This is a genomic window from Corynebacterium freneyi (genome assembly GCF_030408835.1).
GTDB classification, from domain to species: Bacteria; Actinomycetota; Actinomycetes; order Mycobacteriales; family Mycobacteriaceae; genus Corynebacterium; species Corynebacterium freneyi.
This window is the reverse complement of sequence record NZ_CP047357.1, coordinates 1,951,857-1,967,293: the sequence shown is the minus strand read 5'-3', so window position 1 is coordinate 1,967,293 and position 15,437 is coordinate 1,951,857. Positions and strand designations below refer to the sequence as shown.

General features: G+C 69.8%; 13 protein-coding genes. 9 read left to right on the top strand and 4 right to left on the bottom strand.

Annotation, left to right across the window (positions count from 1 at the left end):
* Window positions 1-12: 12 nt before the first annotated feature.
* The 3 genes from CFREN_RS08715 (at window position 13) to CFREN_RS08705 (ending at window position 2,392) form a co-directional block, all read left to right on the top strand.
* A complete protein-coding gene (locus CFREN_RS08715) occupies window positions 13-1,032 on the top strand; it encodes a cation diffusion facilitator family transporter (protein ID WP_209652505.1) in 1,020 nt (339 codons plus the stop codon).
* Window positions 1,033-1,125: 93 nt separating this feature from the next.
* Window positions 1,126-1,689: an O-acetyl-ADP-ribose deacetylase gene (locus tag CFREN_RS08710; protein ID WP_209652507.1), complete on the top strand. Its 564-nt coding sequence runs from the start codon at window positions 1,126-1,128 to the stop codon at window positions 1,687-1,689.
* A gap of 49 nt (window positions 1,690-1,738) precedes the next feature.
* On the top strand, window positions 1,739-2,392 hold the full coding sequence (locus tag CFREN_RS08705) for an LppP/LprE family lipoprotein (protein WP_209652509.1): 654 nt from the start codon (window positions 1,739-1,741) through the stop codon (window positions 2,390-2,392).
* An 84-nt stretch (window positions 2,393-2,476) separates the two neighbouring features.
* On the opposite strand, the gene CFREN_RS08700 is transcribed toward CFREN_RS08705, so the two are convergent.
* Both CFREN_RS08700 and thrC read right to left on the bottom strand, forming a co-directional pair.
* Window positions 2,477-4,309, bottom strand: a complete 1,833-nt coding sequence (locus CFREN_RS08700) for a thiamine pyrophosphate-binding protein (protein WP_246580215.1) — start codon at window positions 4,307-4,309, stop codon at window positions 2,477-2,479.
* A gap of 541 nt (window positions 4,310-4,850) precedes the next feature.
* The gene (gene thrC, locus CFREN_RS08695) at window positions 4,851-6,287 is read right to left on the bottom strand and encodes a threonine synthase (protein WP_070519562.1); all 1,437 of its coding nucleotides are present in this window, start codon (window positions 6,285-6,287) and stop codon (window positions 4,851-4,853) included.
* 242 nt (window positions 6,288-6,529) lie between these two features.
* Here thrC and CFREN_RS08690 point away from each other — a divergent pair, with 242 nt between their 5' ends.
* Window positions 6,530-6,937, top strand: coding sequence for a DUF3592 domain-containing protein (locus tag CFREN_RS08690; RefSeq protein ID WP_168161352.1), 408 nt, complete (start codon window positions 6,530-6,532; stop codon window positions 6,935-6,937).
* Between the two features lie 105 nt (window positions 6,938-7,042).
* Here CFREN_RS08690 and CFREN_RS08685 read toward each other — a convergent pair whose 3' ends face one another.
* Window positions 7,043-8,476, bottom strand: a complete 1,434-nt coding sequence (locus tag CFREN_RS08685) for an ATP-binding protein (RefSeq protein WP_209652511.1) — start codon at window positions 8,474-8,476, stop codon at window positions 7,043-7,045.
* Window positions 8,477-8,491: 15 nt separating this feature from the next.
* Here CFREN_RS08685 and CFREN_RS08680 point away from each other — a divergent pair, with 15 nt between their 5' ends.
* The 4 genes from CFREN_RS08680 (at window position 8,492) to CFREN_RS08665 (ending at window position 12,913) form a co-directional block, all read left to right on the top strand.
* Complete coding sequence (locus CFREN_RS08680) at window positions 8,492-9,898, top strand: hypothetical protein (RefSeq protein WP_209652513.1); 1,407 nt, start codon at window positions 8,492-8,494, stop codon at window positions 9,896-9,898.
* The gene (locus CFREN_RS08675) at window positions 9,895-11,007 is read left to right on the top strand and encodes a hypothetical protein (protein ID WP_209652515.1); all 1,113 of its coding nucleotides are present in this window, start codon (window positions 9,895-9,897) and stop codon (window positions 11,005-11,007) included. Before CFREN_RS08680 ends, CFREN_RS08675 begins: the two co-directional genes overlap by 4 nt.
* A gap of 163 nt (window positions 11,008-11,170) precedes the next feature.
* Window positions 11,171-11,656: a lipoprotein LpqH gene (locus tag CFREN_RS08670; RefSeq protein WP_209652516.1), complete on the top strand. Its 486-nt coding sequence runs from the start codon at window positions 11,171-11,173 to the stop codon at window positions 11,654-11,656.
* A gap of 66 nt (window positions 11,657-11,722) precedes the next feature.
* A complete protein-coding gene (locus CFREN_RS08665) occupies window positions 11,723-12,913 on the top strand; it encodes a CHAT domain-containing protein (RefSeq protein WP_070519401.1) in 1,191 nt (396 codons plus the stop codon).
* A gap of 84 nt (window positions 12,914-12,997) precedes the next feature.
* Here CFREN_RS08665 and CFREN_RS08660 read toward each other — a convergent pair whose 3' ends face one another.
* A complete protein-coding gene (locus tag CFREN_RS08660) occupies window positions 12,998-13,567 on the bottom strand; it encodes an LGFP repeat-containing protein (protein WP_209652519.1) in 570 nt (189 codons plus the stop codon).
* Between the two features lie 329 nt (window positions 13,568-13,896).
* Here CFREN_RS08660 and CFREN_RS08655 point away from each other — a divergent pair, with 329 nt between their 5' ends.
* On the top strand, window positions 13,897-15,345 hold the full coding sequence (locus CFREN_RS08655) for a tryptophanase (protein ID WP_246580214.1): 1,449 nt from the start codon (window positions 13,897-13,899) through the stop codon (window positions 15,343-15,345).
* Window positions 15,346-15,437 lie beyond the last annotated feature (92 nt).

The window sequence follows — 15,437 nt, the reverse complement described above, 5'->3', positions numbered from 1 at the left end:
TAATCTGTGGTCATGGGCAGCGCACACGGACACGACCACTCTCAGGGTCATGAGCACGACCACGGCCACTCGCATGGTCACGACCACGGCTCCGGCCATTCGCATGATCACGACCATGGCCACGGTCTGTTCCACGTCCACGATCACGACCACTCCAGCACGGCCTTTCCCCGGTTGGCGATGGCCTTCGGGCTGACGGCGATCATTCTCATCGCCGAGGTCGTCGGCGGCCTCGTCGCCAACTCGCTGGCGCTGCTCGCCGACGCCGCGCACATGGCCTCCGATGCGCTGGGCCTGCTGGTCGCCATGACCGCCGCATGGATCGGATCGCGGCCGGCGACGCGGCTGGCGTCCTACGGATTCCGCCGCGCGGAGGTCCTCGGCGCGATGTTCAACGCGATTCTCGTCGGCGCCGCGGGCGTGTGGATCCTCGTCGAGGCGTTCCACCGCTGGTCCGAGCCGGCCGACGTGTCGTCGGGGACGGTGCTGATCATCGCCGCCATCGGTCTGGTCGCCAATCTCCTCGCGGCGGCGATCCTGGCCAGCGGCGACAAGGACAACATGAACCTGCGCGCGGCGTTGCTGCACGTCATGGTCGACGCCCTCGGTTCGGTTGGCGTGCTCGTCTCCGCGCTGGTGGTGCGGGTGACCGGTTTCGACCGCGCCGACGTCGTGGCGGCGGTGCTCATCGCCTTGCTGGTGATCCCGCAGGCGCTGGCGTTGATCCGCAATGCGGGGGCGGTGCTGTTGGAGCTGGTGCCGTCGGACGTGGACACGCGGCGGCTGGAGGAGTGGATGGTGGCGCGCCCCGGCGTCCGCGGCATCCATGACCTGCACGTCTGGTCGATTCACGGCTCCGATGTGGTGCTCACCGCCCACGTCACGGTCGACGATGACCTCGATTTCTCCGACGCCTGTTCCATCCTGTGCGACATGGAGGACGGCCTCGCCGAGGAGTTCGGCGTCGGCCATGCCACGTTGCAGCTGGAGACGGAGGCCCACCACGCCCACGAACGCCCCCGGGAGGTGTGACCGAGCGGCCCGTATCCGCCGCAAAGGGTTCCGCGATCGCATAAATACGTGTACACCCGAAGGTAACGCCCGAGGTTACCGAGGAGGGGCCACATGAAGATCACGTTCATTCGGGGAGACATCACGCAGGTGCGGGCCGACGCGGTGGTCAATGCGGCGAATTCGTCGCTGTTGGGAGGCGGCGGCGTCGACGGCGCGATCCATCGGGCGGCGGGCCCGGAGTTGCTGGCCGAATGCCGCAGGCTCCGGGAGGAATCGCTCGCCGACGGCCTGCCGGCGGGGCAGGCGACGATCACGTCGGCGTATGACCTGCCGGCGCAGTGGATCATTCACGCGGTCGGGCCGAACAGGAACGCGGGGGAGACCGACGTCGCGGTGTTGGAGTCGGCGTTTCGCAGCGCCCTCGACGCCGCGGGTCGGGTCGGCGCCAGGTCCGTGGCCGTGCCCGCCATTGGTGCCGGTGCCTACGGCTGGAGCGGCGAGGATGTCGCGGCGGCGGCGCACAGGGCGATCGAATCGAGGCCCGACGGTGCCCTGGACGATCTGGCCGAGGTTATTTTCGTGCTTTTCGACGACCACCTCGACGCCGTTTTTCGTGCCGAGTTCGGTGCGGGCGGCGGGCCGACGACCGGTGCGCCGGGAATCGACGAACCGTAGATGACGGAAACCGACGACCAGTAGAAGACGGATCAGACGGGAGAAGACGATGTTTGAGCGACGAGGAATCATTCGAACCGGCCCCGCGACGGCCGGGCTTGCGATGGCGTGCGCCCTGGGCCTGGCCCTGGCGGGCTGCGACGGCGGTAATGGCGGCGATGAGCCGACGGTCACCGAGACGACCACGACCACCGAAACCAACGGTGCCGCCGGTGACGGTGGAACCGACCCCACGACCGAAACCACCACGACCACGACGACGGAAGGCGACGGAGGGGGCGACAACTGCGGCATCGACGAGACTGCGGCGGTGCTCGACGAAGCCATCGACACCGTGGCGACGCCGGATCCGGTCGAATACTGGGAGCTGGTGGAGACCAACTACGACCCCTGCGGTGAGTTGACCTACGCCCTGTACCACCAGATGCCGCAGGGCAGCGCCCAGTTCTTGACCAAGATCCTCATGTTCCACGACGGCGAATACCTCGGCGTCGATTCCGATTACCGCCAGCAGGGCCAGATCGTCGGCGAAGGCGACGGCTGGTTCGAGGTGAAGTACAAGGACTGGGAAGCCCTCATGGAATCCGGCGAAGCCAACGCCGCGGCCCCGAATTACACCCGAACCCTGACGTTCACGTGGAACGAGTCCGCCGGCAAGGTCGACGTCGACGGGGAATTCCCGAACACCAACCTGGGCCAATAACGCCCGCCGGTTTCTCTGCCGGTTTTTTCGCGGTGGCGTCCACTCCTTCCAGGCGGTGGCGCCACCGTTTTCCGGCGATGACGCTTACTGCTTCTTCAGCACCTCGGAGATGAAGTCGGCGATGACCTCGCGGGAAATCTTCACGTCGATGACGATGACGCCCGACGGGTCGTCGTCAAGCAACTCCGACACCCGCGCAAAGTCCGACATGTCCGCGACGGTTACCCCGCGCGCACCGAAGGAACGGCCCACCGCGGCGAAATCGACGTCGTCGATGACCATCGACGCGGTGTCCAGGCCCTCCGCACGATACTGGTGCAGCTCCGCGCCGTACGCCGCGTCGTTCATCACGACGACCGCACCCCGCCGCACCGTGCGGAACACCGTCTCCGCATCCGACAGCGCCATCAAACCGCCGCCATCGCCGGTGACCAACACGGTGTAATCGTCCGGTCGGGCCGCGGCGACGCCGATGGCCGTCGGAAAGCCCAGGCCAATCGTCTGAATCGCCGTGCCCACCAACACCTGCGCCCGCGGATCCGGGCTGTCCAGGTACATGGGCACCCACCCGAGGAAATGCCCGCCGTCGGTGCAGACCGTGCGCCGCTTCGGCAGGATGCGGTCCAACTCGCGCAGCGCCGCCCGCGGATCGAGGCGACCGTCGGCGCCGCGCTCGTGGAACAGCTCCGGCTGCGTCACCGGGTCCTCCGCCGGCGGCAGCGCGCCCAGCTCATCGCGCCACGTGCGGCGGGGCGCAGTGGGGGAGATGACGGCGGCGTCGGGGCCGGCGGTGGTGGTGCCGTCGGAGTCGGCGAGACGTTCGGCGACCAGCTCATCGAGCACCGGCATCACCGACGCGAGATCGCACAGCACGCGCACATCCACCTCGCGGCTGGAGGGATGCTCCTCCAGCGTCAGATGAATCACCGTCGCATCCGGCGAGAACAACGAACCGCCCCGAACCTGGTGTGCGTTGAAGCTCGCCCCGAGAACCAGCACCACGTCCGCGTCGCGGGCGATAGGAACGTGCGCCCGATGCGTGAAGCCGCCGGCGGTGCCCATGCACCACGGGCCGCCGACGACGTTGCGAGCCATCGCCGAATGCATGTGCAACGCCCCGATGCGGTCGCCCAGGGCCGCGACGTCATCGGCGACTCCGGCGCGAACCACGCCCCGGCCCGACAGGATCAGCGGGCGGCGGGCCGAAGCCAACGCATCGGCGACGCCGGCGAGATCGGCGCGCAGGCCGTCGGACATCGGGCGCGTCGGCGTGGCGTGGGCCGGGCGCAGGAGCTCCGGGCGCGACAACACGTCGCCGCCGTCGACGAGGGGCGCGGTCTGCAGATCGAACGGAAGCAGCAGGACGACCGGCTCCTGGTGCGTCTGCGCCAGCGCGAATGCCGCGTGGGCGTCGGCGGCAGCGGTTTCCGGGGTGGGGGTGAAGTGGTCGATGCCCAGCGCGTCGAGAAGCCCCGCCTGGTTCAGGTCGAAGTGGCGCGCCCCGGCGGCGGGGGCCGAACCGGTGACGTAGACCATCGGCACCCGGGCGGCCTTCGCTTCGGCGAGAGCCGTGATGGTGTTGGTGAACCCCGCACCGCACGTCGTGGTGGCCACCGCGATGCCCCCGCCCGCCCGGAAGAACGCGTCGGCCGCGGCGACCGCGCCGGCTTCGTGGCGGGTGGAGGTGTACGGGAAGCCGCGGGAGGTCAGGTGGCTGACCACGTGCGAGTTGGCGTTGCCCACCAGGCCGAAGACGTGGTCGGCGCGGGCGAGGATGACGTCGGCGATGGCCGTGGACACCGTCGCCGCAGCGGGCGTGTCCGCGTCGCGGGTGGCAGACGCGTCGATTGCGACCGCGGCCCCATGCCCGATCGTGTTGGTTTCGGGGTGGTCGGTCTCGGCGGAATATCGCTGCACGGAGGGCCTCCTTCGGCGGCGGGCTGGTGGTGCGTGGATGTGCAGGGGCCGATTCTTGCCGATTTCGCTGGTCGGTGGAAGAGGAAAATCCAGATAACGGATTGATCACGGGTTTTACCGGAAGTTCGGGGGTAAAAGCGGGGGATTGCGCCGTTCGCTTGGGTTTGTCCCGCGCGTTTCACAGGGGTGTTCGGCGGGGGTATTGCTCAGCGGGGGCGGCGTGGGCAGGCGCCCGCTTCTCACCGACTGCGGCGCGGGGCGTGCTTTCCGGCGCCCCAGAAATCTCCAAACCACGGGGTCCAAACCACGGGATCGCCGTCAACCCCGTGGTTTGCGGCGTCTTTGGAGTCGACCCCGTGTTTTGGACCCCGTGGTTTAGGAGAGAGGGGGGCCAGCGGAAGGGGCGCGCGGGCGGTGTGGCGGGTCGACCCCGTGGTTTGGGGGAAAGAGCGGGGCGGTCGCTCGGGGTAGCAGCGAAACGGGGCGCCACCGGTCACCCCGGCGACGCCCCGAACGGAACGGGCGAACCCTACTTCTCGGCCTACTTCTCGGCGATGTTGTCCAAGATGAACTTCTTGACCACGTCGGCGTCGTTGGGCAGGTCCACGACGCGGCGCGGCGCATCCATGATCCCGGCGAAACGCTCCGGCATGTCCGGTTCGCGGCCGGTGGCCTCCATGATGGTGTCGGCGAACTTCACCGGCAGCGCGGTCTCGAGGCACACGATCGGGGTGGACACCTGGTCGCGCAGGCCGCGGGCGACGTGGATGCCGTCGGCGGTGTGCGGGTCGACCATGACGCCGAGGCGCTCCCAGCAGTCGCGGATGGTGTCGACGCGGTCGGCGTGGGTGGAGCGGCCCGACAGGAACCCGTGCACGGCCGACGCCTTGGGGAAGGCGGGGTCGCCGGACAGGGTGAAACCGCCCTGCTTGACCTTCACGCCGAACTTCTCGGCGACGCGCTCGGCGTCGCGGTCGAGGAGGTCGAAGATGAAGCGCTCGAAGTTCGAGGCCCGCGAAATGTCCATCGACGGGCTCGACGTGGCCAGGGTTTCCTCGGAGGTGCGCACGCGGTAGGCGCCGGTGCGGAAGAACTCGTCGAGGACGTCGTTTTCGTTGGTGGCCACGATGAGGCGGTCGATGGGCACGCCCATGGACTTGGCGATGTGGCCGGCGCACACGTCGCCGAAGTTGCCGGTGGGCACGGAGAAGCTGACCTTCTCGTCGTTGGCGTCGGTCATGCGGATCCACGACGACACGTAGTAGACGATCTGGGCCATCAGGCGGGCCCAGTTGATGGAGTTGACGGCGCCGATGCGGTTGGCGGCCTTGTACTCCAGATCGCCGGACACGGCCTTGACGACGTCCTGGCAGTCGTCGAAGACGCCGTCGAGGGCGATGTTGTGGATGTTCGGGTCTTCGAGGCCGAACATCTGCGCCTGCTGGAAGGGGGTCATGCGTCCGGCGGGGGTGAGCATGAACACGGAGATGCCCTTGCGGCCGCGCATGGCGTATTCGGCGGAGGATCCGGTGTCGCCGGAGGTGGCGCCGAGGATGTTGAGGGTTTCGTCGCGGCGGGCGAGTTCGTATTCGAACAGTTCGCCGAGCAGCTGCATGGCCATGTCCTTGAATGCGGCGGTGGGGCCCATGGACAGGTGGCCGATGTGCAGGCCGTCTTCGAGTTCGGTGACGGGGACGATGTCGGGGTCGGAGAATTTCGGCGTGGTGTATGCGCGGGCGCAGATGGCCTTGAGGTCGTCGGCGGGGATGTCGTCGACGAACAGCTGCAGCACTTCGGCGGCCAGGGCGGCGTAGCCGTCGTCGGCGAGGATGCCGCGCCAGCGGGTCAGCGTCGCGTCGTCGACCTGCGGGTATTCGGCCGGCAGGTACAGGCCGCCGTCGGGCGCCAGCCCGCCGAGGAGGATGTCCGAGAACTTGGCGGGGGTTCGCTTCGGGTCGCGCGTCGAAATGTAGTCCACGGGCCCAACCTTACTGAAGGGTTTGCTTGACGACGGCCACCGGCTGCGCGTCTTGCGTGGGGGTGGGGGATGTGGTGCTGCGCGGCCGCCGGTGGTGGGCGATGATCGGTTGGTGCAGGGCGCGATGGCCGTGGGCCGGATGCGCCTGCGGGAGTCGGGTGCCGGTCGTGCACCGTGGCGGCGATGCGGGGAGCTCGTTGCCGCGGAAGTTCGCGGGAGAATCGGAAGAAGAGGTGATCGGCATGCCGTCTGGCATCGGCGGGTGGATCTGGCTGATCGGGTTTGGAGTGCCCGGTGCATTGGTGATCATGGTGGGCGTCGTGCTGGCGGGGTTCGCGCTGCGGGCACGGACGTGGCCGAAGTCCGTCGGGCACGTCATCGGGGGCGAGGAGTATTTCGACCAGGAGGAGCAGTGCGCGATGTTCCGGGAGATCGTGGCCTTCCGGGATGAACGGGGCGTGGAGCACGAGGCCCGGACGAACATGTCCACGTCAGATCTGGTGATCGGCAAGGAGGTCGAGGTCAGGTACAACCCCCGGGACCCGCGGGAGGTCCTGGTCGGGACCGTGCCACTGGGCTTCGTGGCGTTGGCGGTGGTGCTCCTCGGGATCGTGTTTGTCGGCATCGGGGTGACGTCGGGCGGTTTCTGAGTTCTCGCGTCTGCGGTGCCCGCCCGAGGCCCTGTACCTGAGGCATTGCCGGTGGGAGTTGGCGGGAGCAGCGCGAAATCCCGCCGACGTCGCGTTTCGATTCGATCACTGTTGTCCGATGGCCCTCTCCCGGACCCCGAATCGTCGTGAAGCGATGTGGTGGGCGTCGTCGAGGCCGGGCGTCGGCGGGGGCGGGCCGACCAGAAGCGACGGGCCGACGGCGCGCAGGGCCGGAGTGGCCGCGGCGAAGTCGACCATCGCGGCCACCTGGTCGGCGCGGCCGGTGATGAAGGCGATGTGGCAGGCCAGCTCGATGGCGGTGGTGGCGTGGGCGGCGGCGTGGGCGCGCCGGGCCCGCGGTGTTTCGGCGGCAAGGGCGGTGTGGCGCATTGCGATGGCCGCGGCCTGCACGTGGGGCAGCAGCTCCCGGTAGTCGTCGTGGGTCGTGTACGGCCAGCGGGTGGCCAGCACCGCCCGGAGCACGGTGAGGCCTGCGGCCATCGACGGGTCGTCGGCGACGAGGGCGTCGACGTCGTCGAGAAGCGACAGGGCCCGGGCCCGCGCCGCGGCGTCGGCGGTGGCGGCGGCGCCGTCGTGAATCGCCTCGGCGGCGCGTGCGAGCAGCTGGGCCCGGTGCGTGCGGGTCGCCGCCCGGTCCGCCAGCTCCAGGTAGTGGGCGGCGGCGCCGGCATGGTCGCCGCGGCGCTGGGCGGCCAGCCCGGTGCCCGTCGCGGCTTCCGTCAGCATCGAGCGGTGGATGGCGTCGGCGTGTTCGGTGGCCAACTCCAGGTAGTCGTCGGCCGCCGCGGACAGGGCCCCGGCGTCGTCGCGCAGCGCGGCGATGGTCAGTTTCGCCTCCTGCAGTCGCGCCATCTGATCCGGCTGGTCGGCGACGAGCGCGGCGGCCCGGGCGACGGTGCGTTCGGCGGCGGTGGCGTCGCCGACGGCGGCTTCCGCCCCGGCGAGGCTGACCAGGGCGGGGCCGAGCAGGTCGCGTCGTTTGCGGGCGGCGCGCACGGCCTGGCGGTAGGCGGCGACGGCGGTGTGCGGGTCGTTGCGGTCGCGCGCCAGGTCGCCGGTGATGAACAACAGGTGGATTTCCCGGTCCTCCGGGTCGGTCGTGTGCCCGGCGATGGCCAGCAGCTCTGCGTGTTCGGAGTCGACCGCGTCGCGTTCGTCGAGGTGGTGCAGCACCGCCAGCCGGGCGGAGCGCAGGGAAAATTCGACGTCGCCGAAGGATTCGCGCGGCAACCCCGAGCGGATGCGATGGCGTTCGAAATGGTCGAGAGCCGAGTCGAGGTGGGCGAGTGCCCCGCGGCCATCACCGGCGAGCATCGCCACGTGGCCGTCGAACAGTCCCAGGCGCATCCGCGCGTCGTCGCGCACCGACGGGTCCGCCGCCGGGTCCGCGTCGAAGGCGTCGGCCATAGCGCGGGCGTCGTCCAGGAGCTCGCGCCACCCGGGTTCACCGCGTTCGAGCAGGGCTTCCGCCCGCGTCAGCAGTGCCCGCAGGCGATGGTGAGCGTCTATTGTGGTCACGGAGGAAACGATCCCATGGAAAGGGCGCGCAAGGTGGTCGACGTCGCCGTCGGGGGGAGACCCCGGACGCTCGTGCTGGCGGAGTGCTGGTCGCGGGCGGCCATCGACGCGCCGGCGTTGTGCAACAAGGCGGGCCAGCCGGTGGCGCGGGCGGTGAAGTGCCTCATCGATCCGTTGATCATCCGGCCCCGGTTGCGCCCGCATTTGGCGGCCCCGCTTCTCGACGACGCGGCCGCCGCGGATCTCACCGCGTTGCTCGCGGACAATCGAGTCCGGCTTTCCGACGCGTCGGCGTGGTTTCTGGAGCTGCGGCGGGCCCGCAGGCGCCGGGGCATCACGGAGGGAAACGCCCAGGAGCTGTACTTTCCCCGGGCCCATGAGTTGGCGGTGATGCGCGGCGCGCCGGGCGACCTCGATGCCGGGGAGGTCGCCGCCAAGTGCGATGCGGTGCTGTCCGAGATTCATTCCGCCGAGGTCACCGCCGCCGACATCGCGGCGCATCTGGCGGCGCCGGGGGTCGCCGACGCGATTGCCGGGCAGCTCGCCGACGAGTGGACGACCGGTGGCGGGCAGCCCGGTGGCGGGGAGACCGGCGCCGATGGGGCGGGGAAGGGAGAGTGCCCGGACGACCCCGATTTCGCCGTCCTCGCCGACGAGACGTGGATGCTTCTCGACGAAGCGGAATCCGCGGCTCCGTCGTGGGACGCGCTGGTGGAGTCGGGGGCGTGCGCGGAGGCGGGGCTGGCCCTGCGGTCGCGGGGCGGGGTGGTCGCCGATTTCCTGGCCGCCTTCGAGTCCCCGGAATCCGACGTGGCGTTGTCGGTCTCGGATCCGTCGGCTCCGCCGCCGCTGGTCGGCGATGGCGGGCGGGTTCTGGATCGTTCGGTGGATTCGCGGTGCCGGTCGGCGCTGCGGCGCATCCGGGAGCATGGCGATGTCGGCGACATCGGCGGCTGGGGGTGCGACGATGGAGGCGACGGCGTGGCGGATTTCGTCGCCGACGAGGTCGCCCGGGTACTCGCGCCGTTCGGCCTTTCGGGGGAGGGCGCGCACATCACGTTCCTCACCGGCATCGCGGTGGCCGCCGGTCTGCAGCCGCTCAACCGCGGGCTGCCCGAGGGGCCGCGCCTGATCCGCGAGTTGCAGGCCCGGCTGCGCAAGGAGGCGTACATCATGCACGTGCGCCGGTTGCTGGTGCAGGGCGGCGCCGTCGATGCGCGTCAGGAGCGGGTGGTCGCGCAGCTCGCCGAGTTCCACGAGCCGTACCTCAACCGCCTGTGGCCGCGGCTTCACGGTCTCGATGTGCTGGGGCGCGAACCCGTCGACGCCGACGAGGCCCGCGAGCTGTTGTCCGGGGTGACGCGATCGGTGGTCTACGACCATCGTCAGCTCATCCGCACGGCGTTGGAGGCCGCGGCATGACCGATCGACTCGAGTTCTCCCACGTCGAGGCGCTGCACGTCCTCGGCGAGCCGGTGGCCGGCCCGCCGCCGCTGGTCCAGGCGGTTCAGGCGCGTGGGGCGGTTCTGGAGTGGCAGGTCGGCGGACCTTGCTTTCCGACGCTGACCATCACCGATCCGGCCGAGTGCGACTGGTTGTGGCGGTTGATCGGCGAACGCGGGCATGCCGCCGTCATCGCCCATGCGGCGGGCCCGGCGAAGTTGGCGGAGGGCGCTGCGGCGGTGGCCGTCGACGTGGAGTGGGACGGCGAATTGCTCGCCGATCTGCGGCGCATGGCCCATGGCCACTGGCTGCGGGCGTGGTGGCCGGCCAGCCCCATCGACGGCGTCGCCGCGCTCGACGGGGTGTTGCTGCACGCCGAGTTGGCGCTGTCGGCTGCGGACCTCGACGACGTGCTCGCCGACGGCGCCGATGCCGTCGACGGCCCGGAGCTCGCCGGTCTGCGCGCGCATGCCGAGGGGCTGCGCCAGCGGGCCGGCTCCCTCGACCCGGAGGTCCGCGAGGTGGCGCATGCGGCCCTCGAGCTCATGGAGGAACCCGCACCCGAGCGCAGCGGCATGTGGCGCGACGACTACGCGCTCGTCGCCGGTGGTCGCCGCGACGCCGACGACGACGCCATGGCCGCCGGGACGGCCTCCCATGAGTGGCGGGGCGTTCCGGCCGGGACGCTGGACTCGTCGGAAAGCGCGGTGTCCTGGACCCTGGACGCAGCCGAAACGGTGGAGCTCACCGTGCGCGCCGCATTGGTCGGCGGCGCCGATGCGACGGGCATCGCCGTACACGCGACCGTCGGCGACGTGGACGTGGCCGGACGACTCGACGCCGATGGCGTGGCGGTGCTGACCGTCGACATGGACGCCGCCGACGCCTGGGCGCTCGACGCCAACGACGTCGACGTGCGCGTCGGTGCAGTCGACCCGGCCGGCGATGGGGCCGAAACCCCCGACGTGCGCGACCGGGTACGCGACTTCGCGGCCACCCGCCTGGAACTCGCGCGCGGCACCGCAGAGGCGGCCGAATCGGGTGCGGCGTTCGTCGTCGAAAAGCTCGCGGCGCGCCTGTCGAGGTAAAGGCGAACCCCTCCGACCAGGTCTTTTGTAAACCGGGGACGTGCTTTTCGTGATCGGTAGGCCCCAGGCGCGACATACCTTCAGGTCACCGGCAACGCCACAGAGGCGCCGGGGAAGACACCGGAAGACCACGAAGTCTCCGGCAGACCTGAGGAGAAGAACAATGTCCCGCTCGTTCATCAAGTACGCCGCTTCCGCCGCCACCGTCCTGGCCCTGGGCACCGGCCTCGTCGCCTGCACCGGAGGCGGAGACGCCGCCGAGAAGGCACAGGGCATCGACGCCTCCGGCAACGCCGAATGGAGCGTCACCGTCGACGGCGAAGCCCTCGAGATCACCGACGCCGCAGTCGTCTGCGCCGAGGAGGGCGGCAAGATGAACATCGCCATCGGCTCGCAGAACACCGCCGAGGCCAGCGGCGTCTCCGCGGTGCTCGACGCCGAGAGCCTCACCGTCGAAGCCGTCGGCCTGGGCTCCTTGGAGTCCGGCGAGGCCCTGGCCTACGCGCCGGGCGTGCCGGGCAACGAGGCCACCGCCACCAAGGACGGCGACACGTACGAGATCACCGGCACCGTCACCGCCGCCGACATCAACGACCCCATGGCCGGCCCGACCGAGAAGTCCTTCGAGATGAAGGTCACCTGCCCGTAACCGACGGCGCGACCCCACCGCCCGCGAGCCCGTGCTCGGCGGGCGTCGCGCGTTTAAGGTGGCCACATGCACAGGCTCACGTTCGCCGAGGCCGTCAACGGCTACGTCGGCTGGCACGTCGAGGGCGGAAACCAGGTCGTCCCGCACCCGGACCCCGTGGAGGCGGGGGCGCGGGGCATCGCCGTTCCGGGCCACCCCGGGGCGGTGCGGTTGCGGGCGGAATTCCTCGGACTCGTCCGCGACTCCTTCGACCGGTCGCTGCCGGACCCGGTGGGCGACGAGTCGGAGGAACAGGCGGTGCGGCGGACGCTGCGCGACGGGGCGTTTCGTTCGCCGGGAGACACCGCGACGTATTTCTCCCAGCTCGCGGACGTGTTGCTGCCGCCGGAGCTGCCCGCGCGTCTGGCCGGCCACGACCGCCTGGTCATCGAACCGAGCCCGTCGCTGGCGCGGGTGCCGTGGTCGGCGCTGCGGGTGGGGCCGGAGCGACGGATGCTCGGCGAGCTCATCGACGTGGTCGTCGGCGTGCCGGCGTCGATCACCGTGCAGGCGCGTGCGCCCCATGACGGGGACGGCAGCATCATCGCACTCGATCCGGCGGCGCCGGGCATGCGGCCGGTTCTCGGGCCGGGCGCGGGGGACGGGTCCGCATTGGGGGAGCCGGGGCTGCGGTTGGACGCGGATTGGCTTTACGACGCCTGCGCCACCGCCGAATCATTTCTTTTCGTCGGCCACGTCTCGGCGGCGGGAGCGGAAAAGGCGTCGGGCGAGTCGACGACGATGCACCTGACCACGCCCGTCAGCGCCGGCGATCTGCTGCGCGCGGGATGGCGGGCGCCGAGGCGCGTCGGACTGATCGGCTGCGGCGCCGGCACGGATCTGCGCCATCCCGAACCGTTCGGCCTGGCCATGACGGCGGTGTCCTGCGGCGCGGAGTTGGTCGCGGCGAGCACGTGGACGCTGCCGACGACGGCGGCGTTGGCGGCATTCGTCGAAGAGTACGAAACCCCGGGCGCGGGCGTGGACGTCGGCGGTGACTCGGAAAAGCGCATGGGTGGTGACCTCGGCGGCCGGAACCCCCTGATGGAATTCGCCGTCGCCGTGGCGGAAGCGTTCGCCGATTCCGATCCGGTCCGGCACCTGTTGGATTGGCAGGTCGAGCGGGCCCGCGCCTGGGACGCCGGCGGGCATCCGGCGGACAATCCTGCGATCTGGGCGTCGTTGGCGCTGTTCCTCCGTGATCCGGCGCCGCGCTGAGGGCATGAAAAAGCGGGCGCCGACATGGCGCCCGCTTCTCAATCGGGATGCACGTTCACGCCTGCGCGCACGTGCACCGGCCGGTTACATGTACTTGGCGGAGAACTGGCCGTCCTCGTCCTGGGTCCACTGGATGGTGCCGTTGGTGAACGGCTGCTCCCAGCCGCCCTCGATCTCCTTCTCGCCGTCGGTGGGCAGGCCGACCTCGTTGTCCAGGGCGCCGTCGGCGTTCCAGGTCTCGCCGATCTTGCCGACGATCGGGTGGGTGCCGCCATCGGGGGAGGAGACGACCCAGCCGTTGTCGAACTCGGCGAGGACGTTGTCGCCGACCTTCTCGGCGGACTTGAACGCGCCCAGGTTCGCGGCCTCGGCGGCCTCGGTGACCTCGCCGGGCAGGTCGGTCTCGGCGACGTCCTCGCCGGCGGCGTCATCGGCGGCGCCCTCATCATCCATGCCCTCGGAGCCCTCGCCCTCGGCGGCGGTCGACTCGCCCGAGTCCTGGCCGGCGGTGGCGTCGTTGACGGCCGACTCGACGGCGTCGGTGGCCTTGTTCGCGTTGTCCTTGGCCTCGTCGGTCGAGCACGCAGCCGCGCCGAGCAGCAGGGTGGCGCCGAAAATCGCGGCGGAAGTGCGGGTGATGGAGGTCTTGCGCATGTCGTTCTCCTGGTCTTGTCGTGGGTGAGGTTCGTAAATTGTCCGGGAGCTTCTCCGCTTTGCGACGGCCACCGGAAAAACGGTGCGCCGCAGGGGCTGCAGAATTGCTCCTCAACCCAGGGTGTACGAGATGCACCATCGGCGCAAGCCATTGTTCCCGGATGGACGCACGATCGTTACCCGTTCGTGTCTCGAGTTCCCCGACCGATACGTCGTCAAGCAACGGCAATCCACGTCACCCCGACGGGGGAATCCACCGACGTCATGGGATGATGGGCAAGGTGCCGGACCACGCCAGCACAAACCTATTTTCCGAAGGAGTCCCGGACGTGTCGAAGGTGAAGTTCTACAGGGGCCAGCAGCTGCCCCTCGAGATGCACAAGGTGCGCATCATCCAGAAGCTGACGCTGCTGCCGATCGAACAGCGGCGCGAGGCGCTGGAAACCGCCGGGTTCAACACCTTCCTGCTGCAAAACGCCGACGTGTTCCTGGACATGCTCACCGACTCCGGCGTCAACGCCATGTCGCAGGACCAGCAGGCCGCGATGCTCATGGCCGACGACGCCTACGCCGGCTCCGCCACCTACACGCGCCTGCACGACAAACTCGTCGAAATCTTCGGCATGGAGTACTTCCTTCCCGCCCACCAGGGCCGGGCCGCGGAGAACATCATCAGCCAGACGATGATCCGCCCGGGCACCCTCATCCCGATGAACTACCACTTCACCACCACCAAGCAGCACATCACCGTCAACGGCGGCGAAGTCGTGGAGCTCATCCGCCCAGAGGGCCTCGAGGTCACCTCCGACCACCCGTTCAAGGGCAACTTCGACGTCGAGGCGCTGCGCGACCTCATCGCCGAACGCGGCGCCGAGGCGATCAGCCACGTGCGCATGGAAGCCGGCACCAACCTCATCGGCGGCCAGCCGTTCTCCCTGGAAAACCTCCGCGAAGTGTCCGAAACCTGCCGCGAGCATTCCCTGCCGCTGGTCCTCGATGCATCGCTGCTGGCCGACAACCTGCACTTCATCAAGACCCGCGAAGAGGCGTGCAAGGACATGTCGATCCGCGAGATCACCCGGGCCATGGCCGACCTCGTCGACGTGCTGTACTTCTCCGCCCGCAAGCTCGGCTTCGGCCGGGGCGGCGGCATCTGCATCCGCGACGAGGAAACGTACAAGAAGATGCGCGGATACGTCCCCATGTTCGAGGGCTTCCTCACCTACGGCGGCATGTCCGTCCGCGAAATGGAGGCCATCACCGTCGGCCTGGACGAGACCATGGACGAGGACATGATCAACCAGGGCCCGCAGTTCATCGAGTTCATGGTCTCCGAACTCGACCGCCGCAACATCCCGGTGATCACCCCCGCCGGCGGCCTGGGCGCCCACGTCGACGCGATGCGGTTCGTCGACCACATCCCGCAGGAGCAGTACCCGGCCGGAGCGCTCGCCGCCGCCCTGTACCTGGTCTCCGGCGTGCGCGGCATGGAACGCGGCACCATGTCGGAGCAGCGCGACGCCGAAGGCAACGAGCCGCTGGCCGACATGGAGCTGGTCCGCCTGGCCATGCCCCGCCGCGTGTTCACCCTGTCGCAGGTCAACTACGTCATCGACCGCCTCGACTGGCTGTACCAGAACCGCCGCATGATCGGCGGCATGGAATGGGAGGAGGAGCCGGAGATCCTGCGCTTCTTCTACGGCCGCATGCGCCCGAAGCAGGACTGGGTGACGCCGCTGATGGCGAAGTTCCGCGAGGACTTCGGCGACTCGCTGTAGGGGGCGACTCACCGTAGGGCGGGCGGGAGAGAAAATTCCGCGTGCCCCGGTGCGTGGGAGCGGGGGAGGGAAGAAGCAAAAATCGGCCGCCG

Coding starts and splice junctions, on each gene's coding strand:
- CFREN_RS08680 (WP_209652513.1), top strand. CDS start 8,492: ATGGAAAGGGCGCGCAAGGTGGTCGACGTCGCCGTCGGGGGGAGACCC.
- CFREN_RS08690 (WP_168161352.1), top strand. CDS start 6,530: ATGCCGTCTGGCATCGGCGGGTGGATCTGGCTGATCGGGTTTGGAGTG.
- CFREN_RS08675 (WP_209652515.1), top strand. CDS start 9,895: ATGACCGATCGACTCGAGTTCTCCCACGTCGAGGCGCTGCACGTCCTC.
- CFREN_RS08670 (WP_209652516.1), top strand. CDS start 11,171: ATGTCCCGCTCGTTCATCAAGTACGCCGCTTCCGCCGCCACCGTCCTG.
- CFREN_RS08715 (WP_209652505.1), top strand. CDS start 13: ATGGGCAGCGCACACGGACACGACCACTCTCAGGGTCATGAGCACGAC.
- CFREN_RS08660 (WP_209652519.1), bottom strand. CDS start 13,567: ATGCGCAAGACCTCCATCACCCGCACTTCCGCCGCGATTTTCGGCGCC.
- CFREN_RS08665 (WP_070519401.1), top strand. CDS start 11,723: ATGCACAGGCTCACGTTCGCCGAGGCCGTCAACGGCTACGTCGGCTGG.
- CFREN_RS08710 (WP_209652507.1), top strand. CDS start 1,126: ATGAAGATCACGTTCATTCGGGGAGACATCACGCAGGTGCGGGCCGAC.
- CFREN_RS08705 (WP_209652509.1), top strand. CDS start 1,739: ATGTTTGAGCGACGAGGAATCATTCGAACCGGCCCCGCGACGGCCGGG.